The sequence below is a fragment of the Streptomyces sp. NPDC040410 genome, assembly GCF_055595715.1.
Window position 1 is genome coordinate 111,020 of the sequence record NZ_JBVIVK010000014.1, and the last position, 17,169, is coordinate 128,188.

The window sequence follows — 17,169 nt, forward strand, 5'->3', positions numbered from 1 at the left end:
CGGCTTCGAGCGCTCGACCGCGAGAATCGGACCATGCCGACTTTCACCGCGCCCGACGGGACCGGGCTCACCTATCACGTCCGGGGCGCGGGCGACCCGCTCGTGGTGCTGCCCGGGGGACCCATGCGGGCCTCCGCCTACCTGGGCGGCCTGGGCGGGCTCGACGCTCACCGTCGGTTGATCCTGCTCGACCTGCGCGGCACGGGGGACTCCGAGGTTCCGGCAGACCCGGCGTCGTACCGCTGCGACCGGCTGACCGACGACGTGGAGGCGCTGCGTGTCCACCTGGGGCTGGAGAGGATGGACATGATCGCGCACTCGGCGGGCGGCAGTCTTGCGATGCTGTACGCCGCCCGGTACCCCGATCGGGTGACCCGGCTGGCTCTGATCACCGCCATCCCCTGGGCACTGGGCAAGCCGGTGTCGGCGGAGGACCGGCTGACCGCGGCGCGGCTGCGGAAGGGCGAGCCGTGGTTCGCTGAGGCGTTCCCGGCGTTCGAGGCCTGGCTGGCGGGCGCGGGCGACTTCGACCCCGTGTTCGCCCCCTTCTTCTACGGCCGCTGGGACGACGCGGCCCGGCGGCACGACGCCCGCGCCGACGAGGAGTGCAACGACGAGGCGGCCGGCGTGTACGGCTCCGAGGGGGCCTACGACCCGCCCGCCACCCGAGCGGCCCTCTCCAAGGTCACCTCGCCCGTCCTCGTCCTCGCGGGGGAGCTCGACGGCGGCCCGCGCCCCGGACTCGCCCGCCACGCGGCCGACACGTTCCCGGACGCCGAGTTCGTGGTCCAGCCGGGTGCCGGCCACTACCCCTGGCTGGACGACCCGCGGTGGTTCGCCCACCGCACCGCCGCGTTCTTCGCGGGGAGCGGGGTGCCTCTGCCGTCGGCAGAGTAGGCACGACGCGGGATGCCCGGCGGCCACCTGCCCCGCATGGGGCCGACGGCGCCGACCGGTCCGGCACCTCGCCAGGCGCCCGCGCCGGGTGCGCGCGCCCGACCTGCGCGGTCACGGGCACGGCGACTGGGCCGACGCGGTTCCGGAGGACGTACCCGCGCCGATCCCGCTCGGTCCGCCCGGGCCGCCGCCGGGCGGCCCGGGCGGAGACCCGCCGTACGACCGGGCCGGGCTCCGGGCCGTGATCGAACCATTCCTGACGGAATCACCAGCGGCACGTCACTTCGCGTACGCCGTCATGAAGCGGTCGCGGAACTTGTCCATGCCCCATTCCGGTGCGTTCCCGGCAGGCTTGAGGCCGTCCGTCCAGCCCCAGTCGGAGATCCTGTCCAGGACCTTCTTGTCGTGGGCGACGATCGTGACCGGTACGTCCCTGCTGGTGCTGCCGGCCGTGACGGTCGGGACCGGCTGGTGGTCGCCGAGGAAGACCAGGACCGTGTTCTCGTCGCCGTAGCGCTCGACCCATTCGGTCAGGCTGTGCAGGGAGTACTCGATGGCACGCCGGTACTCGGTGCGGACGCTCTCCGGGTTCTTCCAGACCTCCTTGGGGTCCTTGCCCTCCTTCTTGATCTGGTGGAAGACCGAGCCGTCGCCCAGGTCCTCCCAGTCGATCATGTGCGCGATGGGGGACCACGGGTTGTGGCTGGAGGCCAGGATGATCTCCGCCATGATCGGCTCGCGGTCCTTCCTGCCGTGCTCCAGACGTTCGAACGCCTCCAGGCTGAACTGGTCGGGTACGGGCGTCCAGCTGAAATACGGGCCCTGGTAGCCGAGGTGCTCGGAGTCGTAGATGTGATCGAGGCCGAAGAACCTGCCCTCCGGCCAGGCCCGGCGCACTCCCGGCACGATGCCGACCGTGCGCCAGGCGCCGGTCTTCCCGAAATAGCTCGTGAGGGTGGCCCGGTCGCTGGTGGTGAGACTCCGGTAGCGCTGCTGGTTCTTGATCCACAGCCCGGACAGGAAGGTGGAGTGGGCGAGCCAGCTGCCGGCGCCCGTCACCGGCGACCTGAGCCAGGCGCTGCGCGACTCGAACCCGGCCGCCTCCAGGGAGCTCGTGCCCTCCTTGAGAACCGCGTCGACCTGCGAAGCCATCGCCGGGTCGTCGATCGCCGTACGGCCGTAGCTCTCGATGAACGTGAACAGGACGTCCTTGCCGCGCAGACCCGTCAGCAGCTGGTCGGGCGGTGTGTCGGCGAAGGCGTCCACGGAGGCCTGCTTCTCGAAGATGCGGCCGTCCCTGAGGCCGGCGCGCACCTGCTCCACCCGATTGCCGAGGAACTCGGCGTTGCCCTTGGTGGCGACGGGGACGCCGGTGATCTCCACGCCCAGAGTGACGCAGGTGATCCACGCGGTGCCGAGGATCAGCGTCGTGCGTGCGGCGACGGCACGGTGCCGGACCATCACGTTCGTCAGCCGCACCGTCGCGAGCGCGGTCAGCACGAGCACGGCGACGAGCAGGACGATCACCCCGACCACGGCGAGGACCTCGCCGGTGCGGCCGAACGACTCCCGGAGGAAGTCCGTCGCGTCGTCGAGCAGGATCCAGTCCAGGACGAGATCGAAGGGCCGGGCCAGGACCTGGTAGAAGCCCATGTCGACGAACTTCAGAACGGTGACCAGCCCGAGGAGCACTCCCGAGACCACCGCCATGATCCGCCGTGGCCTCGACGGCAGGGTGAGCAGCAGGCCCGCGAGCAGGATTCCCTCGGCGGGGATGCGGAGGAACGCCTCAAGGTTGAGCCGCTCGAGGCGGTTGGGCAGGAGCAGCGCGAAGTAGACGAGGGCGGCGGACAGGACGCTGACGCCGACGGTCACGCCACGGGCGACACGCGGGTACTCGGCCCGCCAGCCGAACCAGCCGGGCCGGGCCACGGCGCGACGGGGGTCGCCGCCGACCTCGGCGGTTGGATCGGGTGCGCCGGCCGTGTCACCGGCGGTTTCCTTGGGTGCGTCGGCCGTGTCGACGGCGGTTTCCTTGGGTGCGTCGGCCGTGTCGACGGCGGTTTCCTTGGGTGCGTCGGCCGTGTCACCGGCGGTTTCCTTGGGTGCGCCGGCCGTGTCACCGGCGGTTTCCTTGGGTGCGCCGGCCGTGTCACCGGCGGTTTCCTTGGGTACGTCGGTCGCGTCGTCGGTGGTTGTCTCGTTCTCGTTCACGACGGGTGCGTCGTCGTCGGTCGTCTCGGGCACATCGTCGACGCTCGTCTCGGGCGTGATGCCTCCGTCGTCGGAAGTCTCCTCGCGCACTTCGGGACCGACGTCGGGAACCACCTCGCCGTCGGCGTCCGGCAGTTGACGAGAGGGCGTGTAGCGCGACACCCGATGGTCCTTCCGTGCGAACCCGGTGCTGGCACGGCGAACCCAGCCCGGGTCACCAGGGCCGCCACCATTAGTACGGTCGCACGTCCCCTTCGGTTCAAACGAGCGAGCCGGAGGTTCACCCTAGGCCCTGTCGTCCCGGCGTCACCGGTCCGCCGCGACCGCCACCTCCCGGGCCCACCGGTAGTCGGCCTTGCCGCTGGGGGAGCGCCGGATGGATTCCGCCACCACCAGCTGGCGAGGGATCTTGTAGCCCGCGAGGTGGGACCGGCAGTGCGTCCGGATGTCCTCCAGCGACGGTCGCGCGGCGCCCCGCCGGAGCTCCACCACGGCCGCCACATGGTGGCCCCACTTCGCGTCGGGGACCCCGGCGACGAGCGCGTCGTACACGTCCGGATGGGTCTTGAGCGCCTGCTCGACCTCCTCCGGGTACACCTTCTCGCCGCCCGTGTTGATGCACTGGGAGCCGCGGCCGAGAACGGTGACGACGCCCTCCTCGTCGACGGTGGCCATGTCGCCGAGCAGCACCCAGCGCTCGCCGTCCTGTTCGAAGAACGTCCCGGCGGTTCTCCTCGGATCGTTGTAGTAGCCGAGCGGTACGTGACCGCACTGGGCGACCCGGCCCACCTCGCCCACGGCGACCGGCTCGTGTGTGGCCGGGTCGACCACCTGCGTACGGGAGTTGACGCGGATGCGGAAGCCGCGCTCGGGGCCGGAGTCCTCGGTCGCCGTGCCGTTGAAGCCGGACTCGGCGGAACCGAAGTTGTTCAGCAGCATCGCGTTAGGGACGAGTGCCCGGAACTGGCGGCGCACCGTGTCCGACATGACCGCTCCCGACGAGGAGACGCTGAACATCGACGAGCAGTCCGTGCCCTTCATGGGCCCGTCCAGGGCGTCGATCAGCGGCCGCAGCATCGCGTCGCCCACCAGGGACATGCTGGTGACCCTCTCCTTCTCGACGGTCCGCAGCACCTCCTCGGGCACGAACTTGCGGTGCAGCACGATCCGTTGCCCGAAGTTGAAGCCGATGAACGCCGTCAGCGTCGACGTGCCGTGCATCAGTGGGGGAGCGGGGAAGAAGGTGATGCCTTCGCCGCCGGCCGCGACCCGCTCGGCGAGTTCCTGCGGCCGCTTGACGGGCTCGCCCGTGGGCGCGCCGCCGCCGAGCCCCGAGAAGAACAGGTCCTCCTGGCGCCACATCACGCCCTTGGGCATCCCGGTGGTGCCGCCGGTGTAGATGATGAACTGGTCGTCGCCGGAGCGCCGCGGGAATCCCCGCTCCGGGGATCCCGCGGCCTCGGCGTCCGTGAAGGCCGTGGCGGGCACGTCGGGCGCCCCCGGCTCCGCGGTCCCCACCCGCAGCAGATGCCGCAGCTTCTCCGTCTGCGCCAGGGCCGGCGCCACCCGGTCCGTGAACTCCGCGTCGAAGACCAGGACGGCCAGATCGGCGTCCCGGTAGAGGTGGACCAGTTCCTCTTCCACGTACCGATAGTTGACGTTGACCGGCACGACCCGGGCCTTCAGACACCCCAGCGCGGTCTGGAGGTACTCGACACCGTTGTAGAGGTGCAGTCCGAGGTGCTCGCCGGGGCGTATCCCGCTGTCGATCAGGTGGTGGGCGATGCGGTTGGCGGCCGCGTCCAGCTCCGCGTATGTCAGGCGGCGTTCCGCGCCCGTGCCGGGGTGGTCGATGTACACGAGCGCCTCGCGGTCCGGCACCACGTCGACGACCGACTCGAACAGGTCGGCAAGGTTGTACTCCACCGCTCCTCCTGACCCGGTTCCATTTCTCGTTCGCGTGCCTGGCAGTTGTCGGTCCGCCGGTCATCAGAGCAAAGGGCCCGGCAACTGTGAAGGGTCCGCGTCGAAGAAATCTGACTAGCTGTCAGAAAACTCTTGAAGTGCCTCGTCGGCTCCTGCAACCTGTTCTCGTTCTTTCCGAGGGGAGATGGGCGATGGGCGGGACGGAACACCTCACCATGCAGCGCGAAGGCGCCACTCTGGTACTCACGCTCAACAGGCCGGAAGCGAAGAACGCACTCTCGCCGGCGATGCTCGTCGGCCTGTACGACGGCTGGGTCGAGGCCGACGAGGACGACGCGGTCCGCTCGATCGTGCTGACCGGCGCGGGCGGCGCCTTCTGCGCCGGCATGGACCTCAAGGCCCTCGCGGGCAAGGGCATGGAAGGCGAGCAGTACCGCGACCGGCTCAAGTCCGACCCGGACCTGCACTGGAAGGCGATACTGCGCCACCACCGCCCCCGTAAGCCGCTGATCGCCGCCGTCGAGGGGTACTGCGTCGCCGGCGGCACGGAGATCCTGCAGGGCACGGACATCCGGGTCGCCGGAGAGTCCGCGACCTTCGGACTGTTCGAGGCGAAACGCGGACTGTTCCCGATCGGCGGCTCCACGGTCCGCCTGCAACGCCAGATTCCCCGCACTCACGCGCTGGAGATGCTGCTCACCGGCCGCCCCTACAGTGCCCGGGAGGCCGCGGACATCGGGCTGATCGGTCATGTCGTCGCGGACGGCACCGCGCTCGCCAAGGCCCTGGAGATCGCCGAACGGATCAACGCGTGCGGCCCGCTCGCGGTCGAAGCCGTCAAGGCGTCCGTGTACGAGACGGCCGAGATGACGGAGACCGACGGTCTGGCGGCAGAACTTAAGCGCGGCTGGCCGGTCTTCGACACCGCCGACGCCAGGGAAGGCGCACGCGCCTTCGCCGAGAAGCGGCCGCCCGTCTACAAGCGCGCCTGACCGCGAAGGAGACCGCCCGCGATGCCCGAAGCCCTCAAAGCCCCGCTCGTCGTCGAGTTCCCCTTCACCCGCTCCGTCGGTCCCGTCCAGAGCGCGTTCCTCACGGGCCTGCGCGAACGGGTCGTCCTCGGAGTGCGGACCCGCGACGGCAGGACGCTCGTCCCGCCCGTCGAGTACGATCCCGTCACCGCCGAGGAGATACGCGACCTGGTCGAGGTCGCCCCCACCGGTACGGTCAGCACCTGGGCCTGGAACCACGACCCCCGCCGCGGCCAGCCCCTCGACACGCCTTTCGCCTGGGTCCTGGTCCGCGTCGACGGCGCCGACACCGCCCTCCTGCACGCCCTCGACGTCCCCGGCCCGGACGCCGTGCACACCGACATGAGGGTCCGCGTCCGCTGGGCCGGGGACCGTTCCGGCGCCATCACGGACATCGCCTGCTTCGAGCCGTACGACAGTGCCGAGGAGCGGACCGTGGAGCCCGAACCCGCGGCCCGCGCCGGCGAGTTCGAGAACATGATCACCTGCGTCGTCGCCCCCGCCCGCCTCGACTACACCTACTCACCCGGCCGCGCCCAGGCCGCCTACGTCGCGGCCCTCTCTGAACGGCGGACCGTCGGCGAGCGCTGCCCGTCCTGCCGCAAGGTGTACGTGCCGCCCAGGGGTGCGTGTCCCACATGTGGTGTGGCCACATTCGAACGGGTCGAGGTGGGTCCGCGCAGCACGGTCACCACGTTCTGCATCGTCAACATCAAGGCTGCTCATACGGCGAATCTCGACATCGAGGTGCCGTACGTCTACGCCCACATCGCCCTCGACGGCGCCGACCTCGCGCTGCACGGGCGTATCGCGGGCATCCCCTACGACGAGGTGCGCATGGGCCTGCGCGTCGAGCCGGTGTGGACGGAGGGCGCCCGCTACCCCGACCACTACCGGCCGACCGGCGAACCCGACGCGGAGTACGACACCTACAAGGAGCTGTTGTGACGCGTGAGATTGCCGTGGCCGCCTTCGCACAGACCGGCCACCGGCGTACGAGTGAGGAGCTCTCCGACGTGGAGATGCTCATGCCCGTCCTGCACGACGTGCTCGAACAAAGCGGCCTGAAGACCGCGGACATCGGCTTCACCTGCTCCGGCTCCAGCGACTATCCGGCCGGCCGCGCCTTCTCCTTCACCCTGGCGCTCGACGGGGTGGGCGCCTGGCCGCCGATCTCCGAGTCGCACGTCGAGATGGACGGCGCGTGGGCGCTGTACGAGGCGTGGACCAAGCTGCTCACCGGGGACGCGGACACCGCGCTGGTGTACTCCTACGGCAAGTCCTCGCCCGGATCACTACGCGACGTGCTGACCAGGCAGCTCGACCCCTACTACACGGCCCCCCTGTGGCCCGACTCCATAGCCCTGGCCGCCCTCCAGGCGCAGGCGCTCATCGACGCGGGCGCCACCGACGAGCCCGCGCTGGCCGCCGTCGCTACCCGGAACCGGGCGGCCGCCGCCAGCAACTGGCACGCCCAGCTGAGGGCGCCGGTGCCGCAGGGGGAGTACGCGGTGCGACCGCTGCGCACCGGCGACTGCCCGCCCATCGGCGACGGGGCCGCCGCCGTGATCCTGGCGGCAGGGGAGCGGGCCCGGGAGCTGAGCCAGCGGCCCGCCTGGCTCCGCGGCATCGACCACCGCATCGAGGCGCACGGCCTGGGCGTCCGTGACCTGACCGACTCGCCGTCCGCCCGGCTGGCAGCGGAGAAGGCCGGCGCCTTCGACCGGCCCGTGGACACCGCCGAGCTGCACGCACCCTTCACTTCGCAGGAGGTCGTCCTGCGCAGGGCGCTCAGGCTCGACGACTCCGTGCGCGTCAACCCGTCCGGCGGGGCGCTCGCCGCGAACCCGGTCATGGCCGCCGGCCTGATCCGCATCGGCGAGGCGGCCGCCGGCATCCACCGGGGCGAGTCCGACCGGGCCCTCGCCCACGCGACCTCCGGCCCCTGCCTGCAACAGAACCTGATCGCCGTACTCGAAGGGGATCCGCGATGAGCAAGGAGCCCGTGGCCGTCGTGGGAATCGGCCAGACCAAGCACGTGGCGGCGCGCCGGGACGTGTCGATCGCCGGGCTCGTGCGCGAGGCGGCCCGGCGCGCCCTCGACGACGCCGAGCTGACCTGGGCCGACATCGAGGCCGTCGTCATCGGCAAGGCACCCGACTTCTTCGAGGGCGTCATGATGCCGGAGCTGTACCTCGCCGACGCCCTCGGCGCGGTGGGCAAGCCCATGCTGCGGGTGCACACCGCGGGCTCCGTCGGCGGATCCACCGCGCTGGTCGCCGCGGGGCTGGTCGCATCGCGGGTCCACGGCACCGTACTGACGCTCGCCTTCGAGAAACAGTCCGAGTCCAACGCCATGTGGGGACTGTCCCTGCCGATCCCCTTCCAGCAGCCCCTGCTGGCCGGGGCGGGCGGATTCTTCGCCCCGCACGTGCGGGCCTACATGCGGCGCAGTGGCGCGCCCGACACGGTAGGATCGCTGGTCGCGTACAAGGACCGGCGTAACGCGCTGAAGAACCCGTACGCGCACCTGCACGAGCAGGACATCACCCTGGAGAAGGTCCAGGCGTCCCCCATGCTCTGGGACCCGATCCGCTACTCGGAGACCTGCCCGTCCTCGGACGGCGCCTGCGCGATGATCCTCACGGACCTTGCCGGAGCCGCCCGCGCACCCCGGCCCCCGGCATGGATGCTCGGCGGCGCGATGCGCAGCGAGCCCACCCTCTTCGCCGGCAAGGACTTCGTGTCGCCGCAGGCCGGCAAGGACTGCGCGGCCGACGTGTACCGGCAGGCCGGGATCGCCGACCCGCGCAGGGACATCGACGCCGTGGAGATGTATGTGCCGTTCTCCTGGTACGAACCCATGTGGCTGGAGAACCTCGGCTTCGCCGACGAGGGCGAGGGCTGGAAACTCACGGAGTCCGGGGTGACGGAGCTGGACGGCGACCTGCCCGTCAACATGTCGGGCGGCGTCCTGTCCGCCAACCCCATCGGCGCCTCGGGCATGATCCGCTTCGCGGAGGCGGCCCTCCAGGTGCGCGGTCAGGCCGGGGAACACCAGGTGGCGGGGGCGCGCAGGGTGCTCGGGCACGCCTACGGCGGCGGATCCCAGTTCTTCTCCATGTGGCTCGTGGGGTCGCATCTCCCCGACTCCTGAAAGGTCCCCCTCACGTGCCCTGTCGGCGTCAGGAACCGATCGCTAGGCTTGCCCGCGGACGACGCGAATCGGGAGGAGCACGGACGTGGCCGAGAGCACCATCCAGCAGCAGCCGCTCACGGGCTGGGACAAGCCGGAGCTGGACCTCAGCAACGCCGACTGGCACTCGAGCAGCCGTGGCCTGGGGGATGTCCAGATCGCCTTTGTCGAGGGATTCATCGCGATGCGCAACAGCGGCCGCCCGGAAAGCCCTTCTCTGATCTTCACGCCCGCGGAGTGGGGCGCGTTCGTGTCCGGCGCGCGCGAAGGCGAGTTCGACCTGACCTGAACCGCCGCCGGAGGAGGTGATCCGTCGGGCTGGTCCGGAGGGCGTTCCGCCCGTTGATCCGGACACGCGACTTCGAGCACCCCTCCGTGGCCGGTGAGCCCGAGTGAGGGCGGCCACGGGAGGGGAGTCGTACCTCGGAGGCGAGGAACCCCTTGAGTACCCAGCCGGTCATCGTCGCGGTCGACGGTTCGGACGACAGCCCGCGCGCCCTGGACCGGGCCCTCGACGCCGCCCGCCGGCGCGGGGCACCGCCGCGGGTGGTCCATGTGCGGCAGTACGCCGCGCAGCACCCGCGCCAGGAGTGGTGCGGGCCGTCCTGCGGCAACCGGGTCCGCGTCGCACGCCATCACGAAAGGCACCGCAACGCCGCCCGGGACGCCCTCGGTCGGCAAGAGCGGGACGGAGCGCACCCGCGAAGCGTACGCTGAGGTACTCATAGGTCACGGTGTGTGTCCGCTCCCCGCGCGGATGCGTGGCCGTGACAGGGGGTACGGAATGGCGCAGCGCAACGCACTCAGCAGAAAGACGCTCCTGGAGCGCGAGAGCGAACTCGCGGCCGTCGACGAGGCGTTGGTGGAGCTCACCGGTCTGCGCACGGACGGCGCCGAACCGCGCGGCCGCCCGCGCGGCGCGCTGCTCGCCTTCGCCGGACGCGCCGGCATAGGCAAGACGACCCTGCTGGCCGAGGTCCGCCGCCGGGCAACCGACCGGGGCTGCACCGTGCTCTCCGCCCGCGGCGGCGACCAGGAACAGCGCGTCGCCTTCCACGTCGCCCGCCAGCTCCTCCAGCCCCAGCTCGCCGGCGCATCGGAGACCGATCTGCGCAACTCGCTGGGCAGTTGGTACGACATCGTCGGCCCCGCCCTCGGCCTGTGCGCCCCGACCGACGGCGCCCCGCCCGACCCGCAGGGCCTGCGCGACGGCCTCGACTGGGTACTCACCCACCTCGCCGTGCGGAGGGCCCCGATGGTCCTCGTCCTCGACGACGCCCACTGGGCCGATCCCGAATCACTGGGCTGGCTGGCCGCGTTCGCAGCCCGCGCCGAACAGCTCCCGCTCCTGGTCGCCGTCGCCTACCGGCCCGACGAACTCCCCCAGCACGCCGAGTCGTTCAGGCGACTCCCCGGCCGCGCGGGCGGACGTCCCCTCGACCTGGAGCCGCTCAGCGCCGCCGCCGTCGCCCGCCTCGTACGGGAGTCGCTCGGCGCGCACGCCGACGACGCCTTCTGCCGCGAGTGCTGGGCCGTCACCGCCGGCAACCCCTTCGAGGCGGTCGAGCTGACGGCCAAGGTCCGCGACCGCGGCCTCACTCCCACCGGAGCCGGGGCGCACCTGCTGCGCGACCTCGCCGCCGCCGTCAAGGGCAGCGGTCTCGTCGACCGGCTCGAACGCCTCGGTACCTCCACCGTGCGCTTCGCCTGGGCGTGCGCGGTCCTTGGCACCGAAATCCGTCCGGCGCTCGCCGCCGCCGTCGCCGGCCTCGGCCACGAGGAGGCCGCCGACGCGGCCGACGCCCTGCGCGGCGTCCGTATCCTGACCGGCGCCGCGACCCTGGAGTTCGTCCACCCGCTGATCGCCACCGCCGTCTACCGGGCCATCCCGGCCGGATTCCGCGTCGCCCTGCACGGCCAGGCCGCCTGGTGCGTCATCAACGACGGCCAAGGCGCCGCGGCCGCCGCCCGCCACCTCCTCGAAACCCACCCCGAAGGCGACGCGTGGGTCGTGCAGCAACTGCGCGCCGCCGCCGTCGAGACCCTCAGGGCCGGCGCCCCCGACGCGGCCCGCAGCTATCTCGCCCGCGCCCTGCGCGAACCCCCGCCCTTCGAGGACCGGGCCGCCGTCCTGTACGAACTGGGATCGGCCTCGCTGCTCACCGAACCGGCCACCACGGTCAACCATCTGCGCGCCGCCCTCGACGAGCCCATCGCCGCCCCCCGGCTGCGCCACCACATCGTCTACCGGCTCTCCCAGGTCCTCGCCCACAGCGACCGCCTCGCCGAGGCCTCCGACACCCTCGCCCGCGAGATCCGCGTGACCGACGACGCCCGCGTCAGACTGCGCATGGTCGCCGAACAGTTCATGTGGGACGCCTTCCGCGCCGACGAACCCGACCACCCCTCGCGCTCCCGCCGCCTCACCAGGCTCGCCGACCGTGTGGCGGGCCGCGACCTCACCGAGCGGTACATCATCGGCCTGCGCACCTGGGACGCCGTACTGCGCGGCGAACCCGCCCCCGTCGCCCTCCATCACGCCGAACGCGCCCTCGCCGGCGGCCTCGGCTGGGCCGAACCCGACCGCGGCTTCGAAGTGCCCGTCCTGGTCGCCCTCTCCTTCCTGTACTGCGACCGTCCCTGCCGCACCGAGGAGCTGTTCGCCGCCGGCATCGCCGACTTCGAACGGCAGGGCTGGCGCGGCGCCCACCTCTCCTTCGCCTACACCCTCCTCGCCTACGTCCGCTACCGCCGCGGCCGGCTCGCCGAGGCAGAGGACTTCGTCCGCGCCGGCCTGCGCCTTGCCGAACGCGTCGGCCCCGGTACGCCCGCCCACTGGTACGCCGTCGGCATCCTCATCGAGGTGCTGCTCGCCCGCGGCCGCCTCACCGAGGCCGTGCAGGCCGGCGACGCCTACTCCTTCTGCGCGCCCTACCCGGCCGCCGTCGTCTTCCCCGACGCCCAGACCGTGCACGGCGAACTCCTGCTGGCCCGCGGCCGCACCAAGGAGGCGGCCGAGGAGCTCGCCGCCGCCGGCCGCCGCCTGGACCCGCGCGGCGTCCGCAACCCGGCCTGGTGCCCCTGGCAGCTCCACCTCGCCCGCGCCGAGGCCCACGACATGCCCGAACGTGCCCTCGCCACCGCGCTCGAAGCGGTCGCCCGCGCCCGCCAGTTCGGCACCCCGTCCGCCGTCGGCCAGGCCCTGCGGATCGCCGCCGAGGTGTCCTCGGGCTCGGCCCGCCTGAAGTTCCTCGTGGAGTCCGTCGCCCAGCTGGAGTGCTCGCCCTCCGCCTACGAGCTCGCCTGCGCCCTGGTCGCGCTCGGTACCGAGCTGCGCCATGCCGGCCGCTCCAGGGAAGCCGCCGAGCACCTCTACCGGGGACTCGACACGGCGGTGCAGTGCGGCGCCGACGGCCTCGCGGACACGGCCCGCACCGAACTCGCCGCCGCGGGTCTGCGCCCCCGCCGCCTGAACGGCACCGAGACCGACACGCTCACCGTCCGCGAACGCACGGCCGCCGTCCGCGCCGCGCGCGGCCGCACCCCGGCGGAGATCGCCGTGGAACTGGCCACCGACGAGCAGACCGTCGTCCACCTGCTCTCCGCGGTCTGCCGCAAGCTCGGCACGGACCGCACGGGCCTGGGGGCAGCACTGGAGCACTGACGGCGGGCGCGGGACCCCGGCACACCCAGGGGCGCGGGGCTGTGTCCGACATACGGCCCCGCCGCGCGGGCGCGACCAGCCACCCACCATCCGCCCCCCGACCAAGACGCCACCCACCATCCGGCCCGACCCGCGAGCGCATCCCCACGGCCCGTGACCTCCCGCACATCGCGGAACGGCACCACGTACCATGGCCGCATGTCGTTCCTCCGCCGCCGCAGCGCCACTCCCGCCGGGCCCGACTTCGACGTACTGGCCATGGACCCGGGCGACTGGCCCGGGAATCTGGGCGCCGGGCTGCTGCCCGCTCCCGACGGCAGCTGCCAGGGTGTGTTCCTGCGCTACGACCTGTTCGGCGGCCGCGGTCCCGCGATGATCATCGGCAATCTGCCGGAGGGCTCCCCGGCCCGCGAGGTCGCCGGGGAAGAGGTCCCCTTCGAGGTGGCCCAGCTGCTGCTGGCCCTGGAGAACGACGAGGAGGTCACCGTCGTCGGCACCGAGGACGTGCCGGTGATGCAGGGCGACAACCTCCTGATCGTGCGCCGCCTCAAGCTCTCCGAGGGCCGGATCTCCTGCGTGCAGTTCGACCGGAGCGACAACGTCCTGGTGACCATCGCCGCCTGGGACCGCCCCATCACCGACGACCTGTACGCCCTGCTGAAGCCGCTCCCGGCGGAACTGTTCCAGCAGGGCTGAGGCACCTACCCGGCCGACGGCACCACCCGCACGTCCGCGGCCCGTACGAACGCCACCCGGTGGCCGAACTGGATCTCGTAGTACAGGTCCTGGCCCACCACGACCTGGTGCGAGTCCGTGGCGAAGGTGACCGCGTAGTAGTACTCCCCGGGAAGCGCGTCGCCGAGCACGTACTGCTGGCCATCGAGCAGCTGGTACGGCAGCGGGGACACCGTCTGCGCGGGCACTCCCGCCGGGTAGGCCGACGCCTCCGGGTAGGCCCGTCCGTATACCGGGACACTGGTCAGACCCTCCTTGGGTGTCACGACCAGGCCGGCCGCGCTCACCGCCGCCGGCTCCTTCGCCGGGTTCCTGAACCAGGCCTTCTGCCCGAGGTACCAGATCGCCGTCCAGTCACCGTCGCGGCCGGCCACCGCGTACTGCTGGCCGGTGGAGACCCGCGAGGAGAGGTCGTTCACCCCGGTCGTCGGTGCGCTGCCCAGGCCGATGTCCTTGATCAGCGGGTAGGTCTCGCCGGGTCCTGAGTACAGCCGGACCGCGCTCGACCCGTGTGCCACGCACGGCTCGCCCCGGGTGACGCAGCCCGTGTACTCCGGCTGGTTGGAGGCGTAGTCGGGGCGGATCGTCACCAGCCCGCCCTTCTTGCCCGCGGTCGCCCTGATCGGGTGGTCCAGCAGCTCGAAGTAGTGGCGCCAGTCCCAGTACGGGCCGGGGTCGGTGTGCATGCCGGGCACCGTCGCGGTGGTCGGGCCCGGCACGGTGTCATGCCCGAGGATGTGCTGGCGGTCCAGCGGAATGGCGTACTTCGCGGCGAGGTACTTCACCAGCCGCGCCGACGACCGGTACATCGCCTCGGTGTACCAGGCGTCCGGATTCGCCAGGAAGCCCTCGTGCTCCAGGCCGATCGACTTGGCGTTGACGTACCAGTTGCCCGCGTGCCAGGCCACGTCCTCGGCCTTCACATGCTGGGCGATGTGGCCGTCCGTGGAACGCAGTGTGTAGTTCCACGACACGTAGGCGGGGTCCTGCACGAGGTCGATGACCCCGTCCCAGGCGCCCTCCGTGTCATGGATGACGATGTACCGGATGCTCTGCGACGCCGGGCGGTCACCCAGGTCGTGGTTGCCGTAGTCGCGCTCCCCGAACTCCTCGTACGGTGCCGGGATCCACTCGCACGACACCGATGCGGGGCACTCCGTGCCGTTGGCGTTCCCCCTCCGCAGACCCGTCCGCTTCAGCTGCGCGGTGTCGGGGGCCAGCTCCGGCCGGGCTGCCAGGGTGACCTGCTGGCCCGCGTCCGTGGTGCGCTCCTCACCGGTGCGGAGCACGTCGTACACGTCATTGGCGTACGCGGCCGCCGTCGCGGTGTCGTCCGCGCCCGAGAAACGGGCCACCGCGCCGTACCAGTCCGCCGGGTCCTCGCTGAGCGGTTCGCCCAGGTCCTTCTGGGCCGCGGCCAGGAGGGCGGCTCCGCCGGCCACGTTGGCGGCGGGGTCGGTGCGCAGCTTTCCGGGGCTCAGCCCGGTCAGCCCGGCCGCCTTCGGCAAGGTCCTGAGACGGGCGGGCAGTTCGGAGCTCTCCGGGACCTGGACGCCTGGGTGGAGGGGCGCGCGGGCGCTGTCGCCGCGGGCATCCTCCGTGGCCTCGCTGTGGTGGGGGGCCCGGGCGAGCGCGGTGCGGGCGTCGGTGAGGTGCATCGGGCCGTAGCCGCCGGTGACGCTCGGCGCGCCGGAGTGCGCGTCCCAGCGGGACTGGAGGTAGGAGACGCCGAGGAGCACGCTCTGCGGGACGTGGTACTCGGCGGCCGCGGTCGCGAACGCCGACTGCAGCTCTTCGGCCGAGGCCCGGGCGTCGGGCGGGGCCGCGCCGAGCAGCGGCAGCAGCAGGGCCGCCGAAGCGAGGGCACCGGCGGTTCTGCGGGTGCGTCTGTGGCCGGGGGTGCGCGTGGGGTCGGGGGCGGATCCTCGCAATGCAGCCTCCAGGGCGGTCGAGCGTGGCGGGGCGTGCGGGGCCGGGCGTGGTCAGTGCTATCGGCTTGCCGACGATCCGTCAATCATGCCCAGACGCAGGGGGTTTCCCTTGTCATCCCGGGGGCGGAGGAATTTCGTGGCGGCGGCTTCCGGGCCTGCGGGGCGCCAGTGGCTCACACCAATGGCCGAACGACGCGCCACGGCCGGAAGTCAGGTCGTCCGGACACACGAAGGTCCGCGGTGCGCCGCTTTCACGGGTGCACCGCGGACCGTCGCCCCCTTTCAGCGAGTGCCGACCGCCGCGCGTACGGCCCGGCGGGCCAGCTGGCAGTCGTCGTGCAGCCGCCGCAGCAGCAGCCGCTGCTCCTCGCCGGACGGCGCAGCACCCGGGTGGGCCATCCCCGGTGCCGCCGGGGTCGCGTCGTGCATCGAACGTTGCACGGCCGTCTCGTACGTGCGGATCTCACGGGTCAGGACGAGCATCAGGTTCACCAGGAACGCGTCACGCGAGGCAGGGCCCGCCGACTGCGCGATCTGGCTGATCTGACGGCGTGCCACCGGTGCGTCCCCGAGCACCGACCACAGCGTCGCCAGGTCGTAGCCCGGCAGGTACCAGCCCGCGTGCTCCCAGTCCACCAGCACTGGACCGGCCGGTGAGAGCAGGATGTTCGAGAGCAGTGCGTCGCCGTGGCAGAACTGGCCCATGCCCTGCCGGCCCGCCGCTTGCGCGATGCCGTGCAGCAGCTTCTGCAGGTCACCCATGTCCCGGTCGGTGAGCAGGCCCAGCTCGTGGTAGCGGGAGATCCGGGCGGCGTAGTCCAGCGGGGCGCCGAAGGTGCCCGCCTGCGGCCGCCAGGTGTTCAGCCGGCAGATCGCGCCGAGTGCCGCTCTGATGTCCGCGCGCGGCGGAGACTCGGCCGGGTGCCGGTGCAGGGCGGCCACCCGTCCCGGCATCCGCTCGATGACGAGGGTGCAGTTGTCCGGGTCCGCCGCGATCAGCCGGGGCACCCGCACGGGCGGGCGGTGCCGGACGAACGAGCGGTATGCCGCTATTTCGTGGCGGATCCGGTCCGACCACACGGAGGAGTGGTCCAGTAAACACTTGGCGACGGCCGTGCTGCGTCCCGTCGTCCCGACCAGGAGCACGGAGCGTCCGCTGCGGCGCAGCACCTGCACCGGGGCGAACTCCGGGCAGATCCGGTGCACCGAGGCGATCGCCGTACGCAGCTGGGCGCCCTGAGGGCCGGACAAGTCGAGTCTCCCGCTGAGCGGTTGGGTGCCGAGCCCCGGCAGGCGCCGGGGCCGGCCCGCACCGATCAGAGGGGCGGTCGCCGGACGCGCGGGGTCGAGGTAGGGGCCGCTGCCGCCCGGGCGGGGGTGCAGCGGCCGGGGCGGGGCGGACACGGAGGACGATGCTGTGTACATGGGCGATACAGATCCCTTCGTGTGCCTGCGTCGTCAGTGCGCTGCCCGGCCCGGTCGCCCGGGTGCACCCTGGGGAATGTCCCTCGGCGACCGGGGCGGGGTGGCGCGTTCCTACCTGACACCTGTTGCCCGGTGGCACACCATCTGGCG

Annotated in this window: 13 protein-coding genes and 1 pseudogene; 10 read left to right on the plus strand and 4 right to left on the minus strand. The window is 72.2% G+C overall.

Annotation, left to right across the window (positions count from 1 at the left end; translation table 11 throughout):
* Nucleotides 1-33: 33 nt before the first annotated feature.
* On the plus strand, nt 34-897 hold the full coding sequence (locus ACZ562_RS26190) for an alpha/beta fold hydrolase (RefSeq protein WP_471183621.1): 864 nt from the start codon (nt 34-36) through the stop codon (nt 895-897).
* Between the two features lie 279 nt (nt 898-1,176).
* Here the strand turns inward: ACZ562_RS26190 and ACZ562_RS26195 are convergent, their stop codons facing one another.
* On the minus strand, nt 1,177-3,273 hold the full coding sequence (locus tag ACZ562_RS26195; RefSeq protein ID WP_471183624.1) for an alkaline phosphatase family protein: 2,097 nt from the start codon (nt 3,271-3,273) through the stop codon (nt 1,177-1,179).
* 144 nt (nt 3,274-3,417) lie between these two features.
* On the minus strand, nt 3,418-5,037 hold the full coding sequence (locus tag ACZ562_RS26200) for an acyl-CoA synthetase (RefSeq protein ID WP_471183627.1): 1,620 nt from the start codon (nt 5,035-5,037) through the stop codon (nt 3,418-3,420).
* A gap of 191 nt (nt 5,038-5,228) precedes the next feature.
* Between ACZ562_RS26200 and ACZ562_RS26205 the strand changes: the two genes are divergently transcribed.
* The 9 genes and pseudogenes from ACZ562_RS26205 (at nt 5,229) to ACZ562_RS26245 (ending at nt 13,624) form a co-directional block, all read left to right on the plus strand.
* Nucleotides 5,229-6,029: a crotonase/enoyl-CoA hydratase family protein gene (locus ACZ562_RS26205; RefSeq protein ID WP_471183629.1), complete on the plus strand. Its 801-nt coding sequence runs from the start codon at nt 5,229-5,231 to the stop codon at nt 6,027-6,029.
* Between the two features lie 21 nt (nt 6,030-6,050).
* On the plus strand, nt 6,051-7,016 hold the full coding sequence (locus tag ACZ562_RS26210) for a Zn-ribbon domain-containing OB-fold protein (protein ID WP_471183631.1): 966 nt from the start codon (nt 6,051-6,053) through the stop codon (nt 7,014-7,016).
* The gene (locus ACZ562_RS26215) at nt 7,013-8,062 is read left to right on the plus strand and encodes a thiolase domain-containing protein (RefSeq protein ID WP_471183634.1); all 1,050 of its coding nucleotides are present in this window, start codon (nt 7,013-7,015) and stop codon (nt 8,060-8,062) included. The genes ACZ562_RS26210 and ACZ562_RS26215 overlap by 4 nt, the downstream gene beginning before the upstream one ends.
* Nucleotides 8,059-9,225, plus strand: coding sequence for a thiolase domain-containing protein (locus ACZ562_RS26220; RefSeq protein WP_471183636.1), 1,167 nt, complete (start codon nt 8,059-8,061; stop codon nt 9,223-9,225). The genes ACZ562_RS26215 and ACZ562_RS26220 overlap by 4 nt, the downstream gene beginning before the upstream one ends.
* 85 nt (nt 9,226-9,310) lie before the next feature.
* Nucleotides 9,311-9,553 carry a DUF397 domain-containing protein gene (locus tag ACZ562_RS26225; protein ID WP_399105184.1) on the plus strand — a complete coding sequence of 81 codons (243 nt, stop codon included), beginning with the start codon at nt 9,311-9,313 and terminating at the stop codon, nt 9,551-9,553.
* Nucleotides 9,554-9,705: 152 nt separating this feature from the next.
* Nucleotides 9,706-9,837, plus strand: a pseudogene (locus ACZ562_RS26230) (universal stress protein); the annotation flags it as partial.
* On the plus strand, nt 9,820-9,981 hold the full coding sequence (locus tag ACZ562_RS26235; RefSeq protein WP_471183909.1) for a CGNR zinc finger domain-containing protein: 162 nt from the start codon (nt 9,820-9,822) through the stop codon (nt 9,979-9,981). The pseudogene ACZ562_RS26230 and the gene ACZ562_RS26235, both read left to right, overlap by 18 nt.
* 67 nt (nt 9,982-10,048) lie before the next feature.
* Nucleotides 10,049-12,928, plus strand: coding sequence for an ATP-binding protein (locus tag ACZ562_RS26240; protein ID WP_471183639.1), 2,880 nt, complete (start codon nt 10,049-10,051; stop codon nt 12,926-12,928).
* 198 nt (nt 12,929-13,126) lie between these two features.
* A complete protein-coding gene (locus ACZ562_RS26245; protein WP_471183641.1) occupies nt 13,127-13,624 on the plus strand; it encodes a hypothetical protein in 498 nt (165 codons plus the stop codon).
* Nucleotides 13,625-13,629: 5 nt separating this feature from the next.
* Here ACZ562_RS26245 and ACZ562_RS26250 read toward each other — a convergent pair whose 3' ends face one another.
* Both ACZ562_RS26250 and ACZ562_RS26255 read right to left on the minus strand, forming a co-directional pair.
* Complete coding sequence (locus tag ACZ562_RS26250) at nt 13,630-15,594, minus strand: N-acetylmuramoyl-L-alanine amidase (RefSeq protein ID WP_471183644.1); 1,965 nt, start codon at nt 15,592-15,594, stop codon at nt 13,630-13,632.
* 282 nt (nt 15,595-15,876) lie between these two features.
* Nucleotides 15,877-17,019 (minus strand): aminoglycoside phosphotransferase family protein, encoded by a 1,143-nt coding sequence (locus tag ACZ562_RS26255; RefSeq protein WP_471183646.1) that lies wholly within the window; start codon nt 17,017-17,019, stop codon nt 15,877-15,879.
* Nucleotides 17,020-17,169 lie beyond the last annotated feature (150 nt).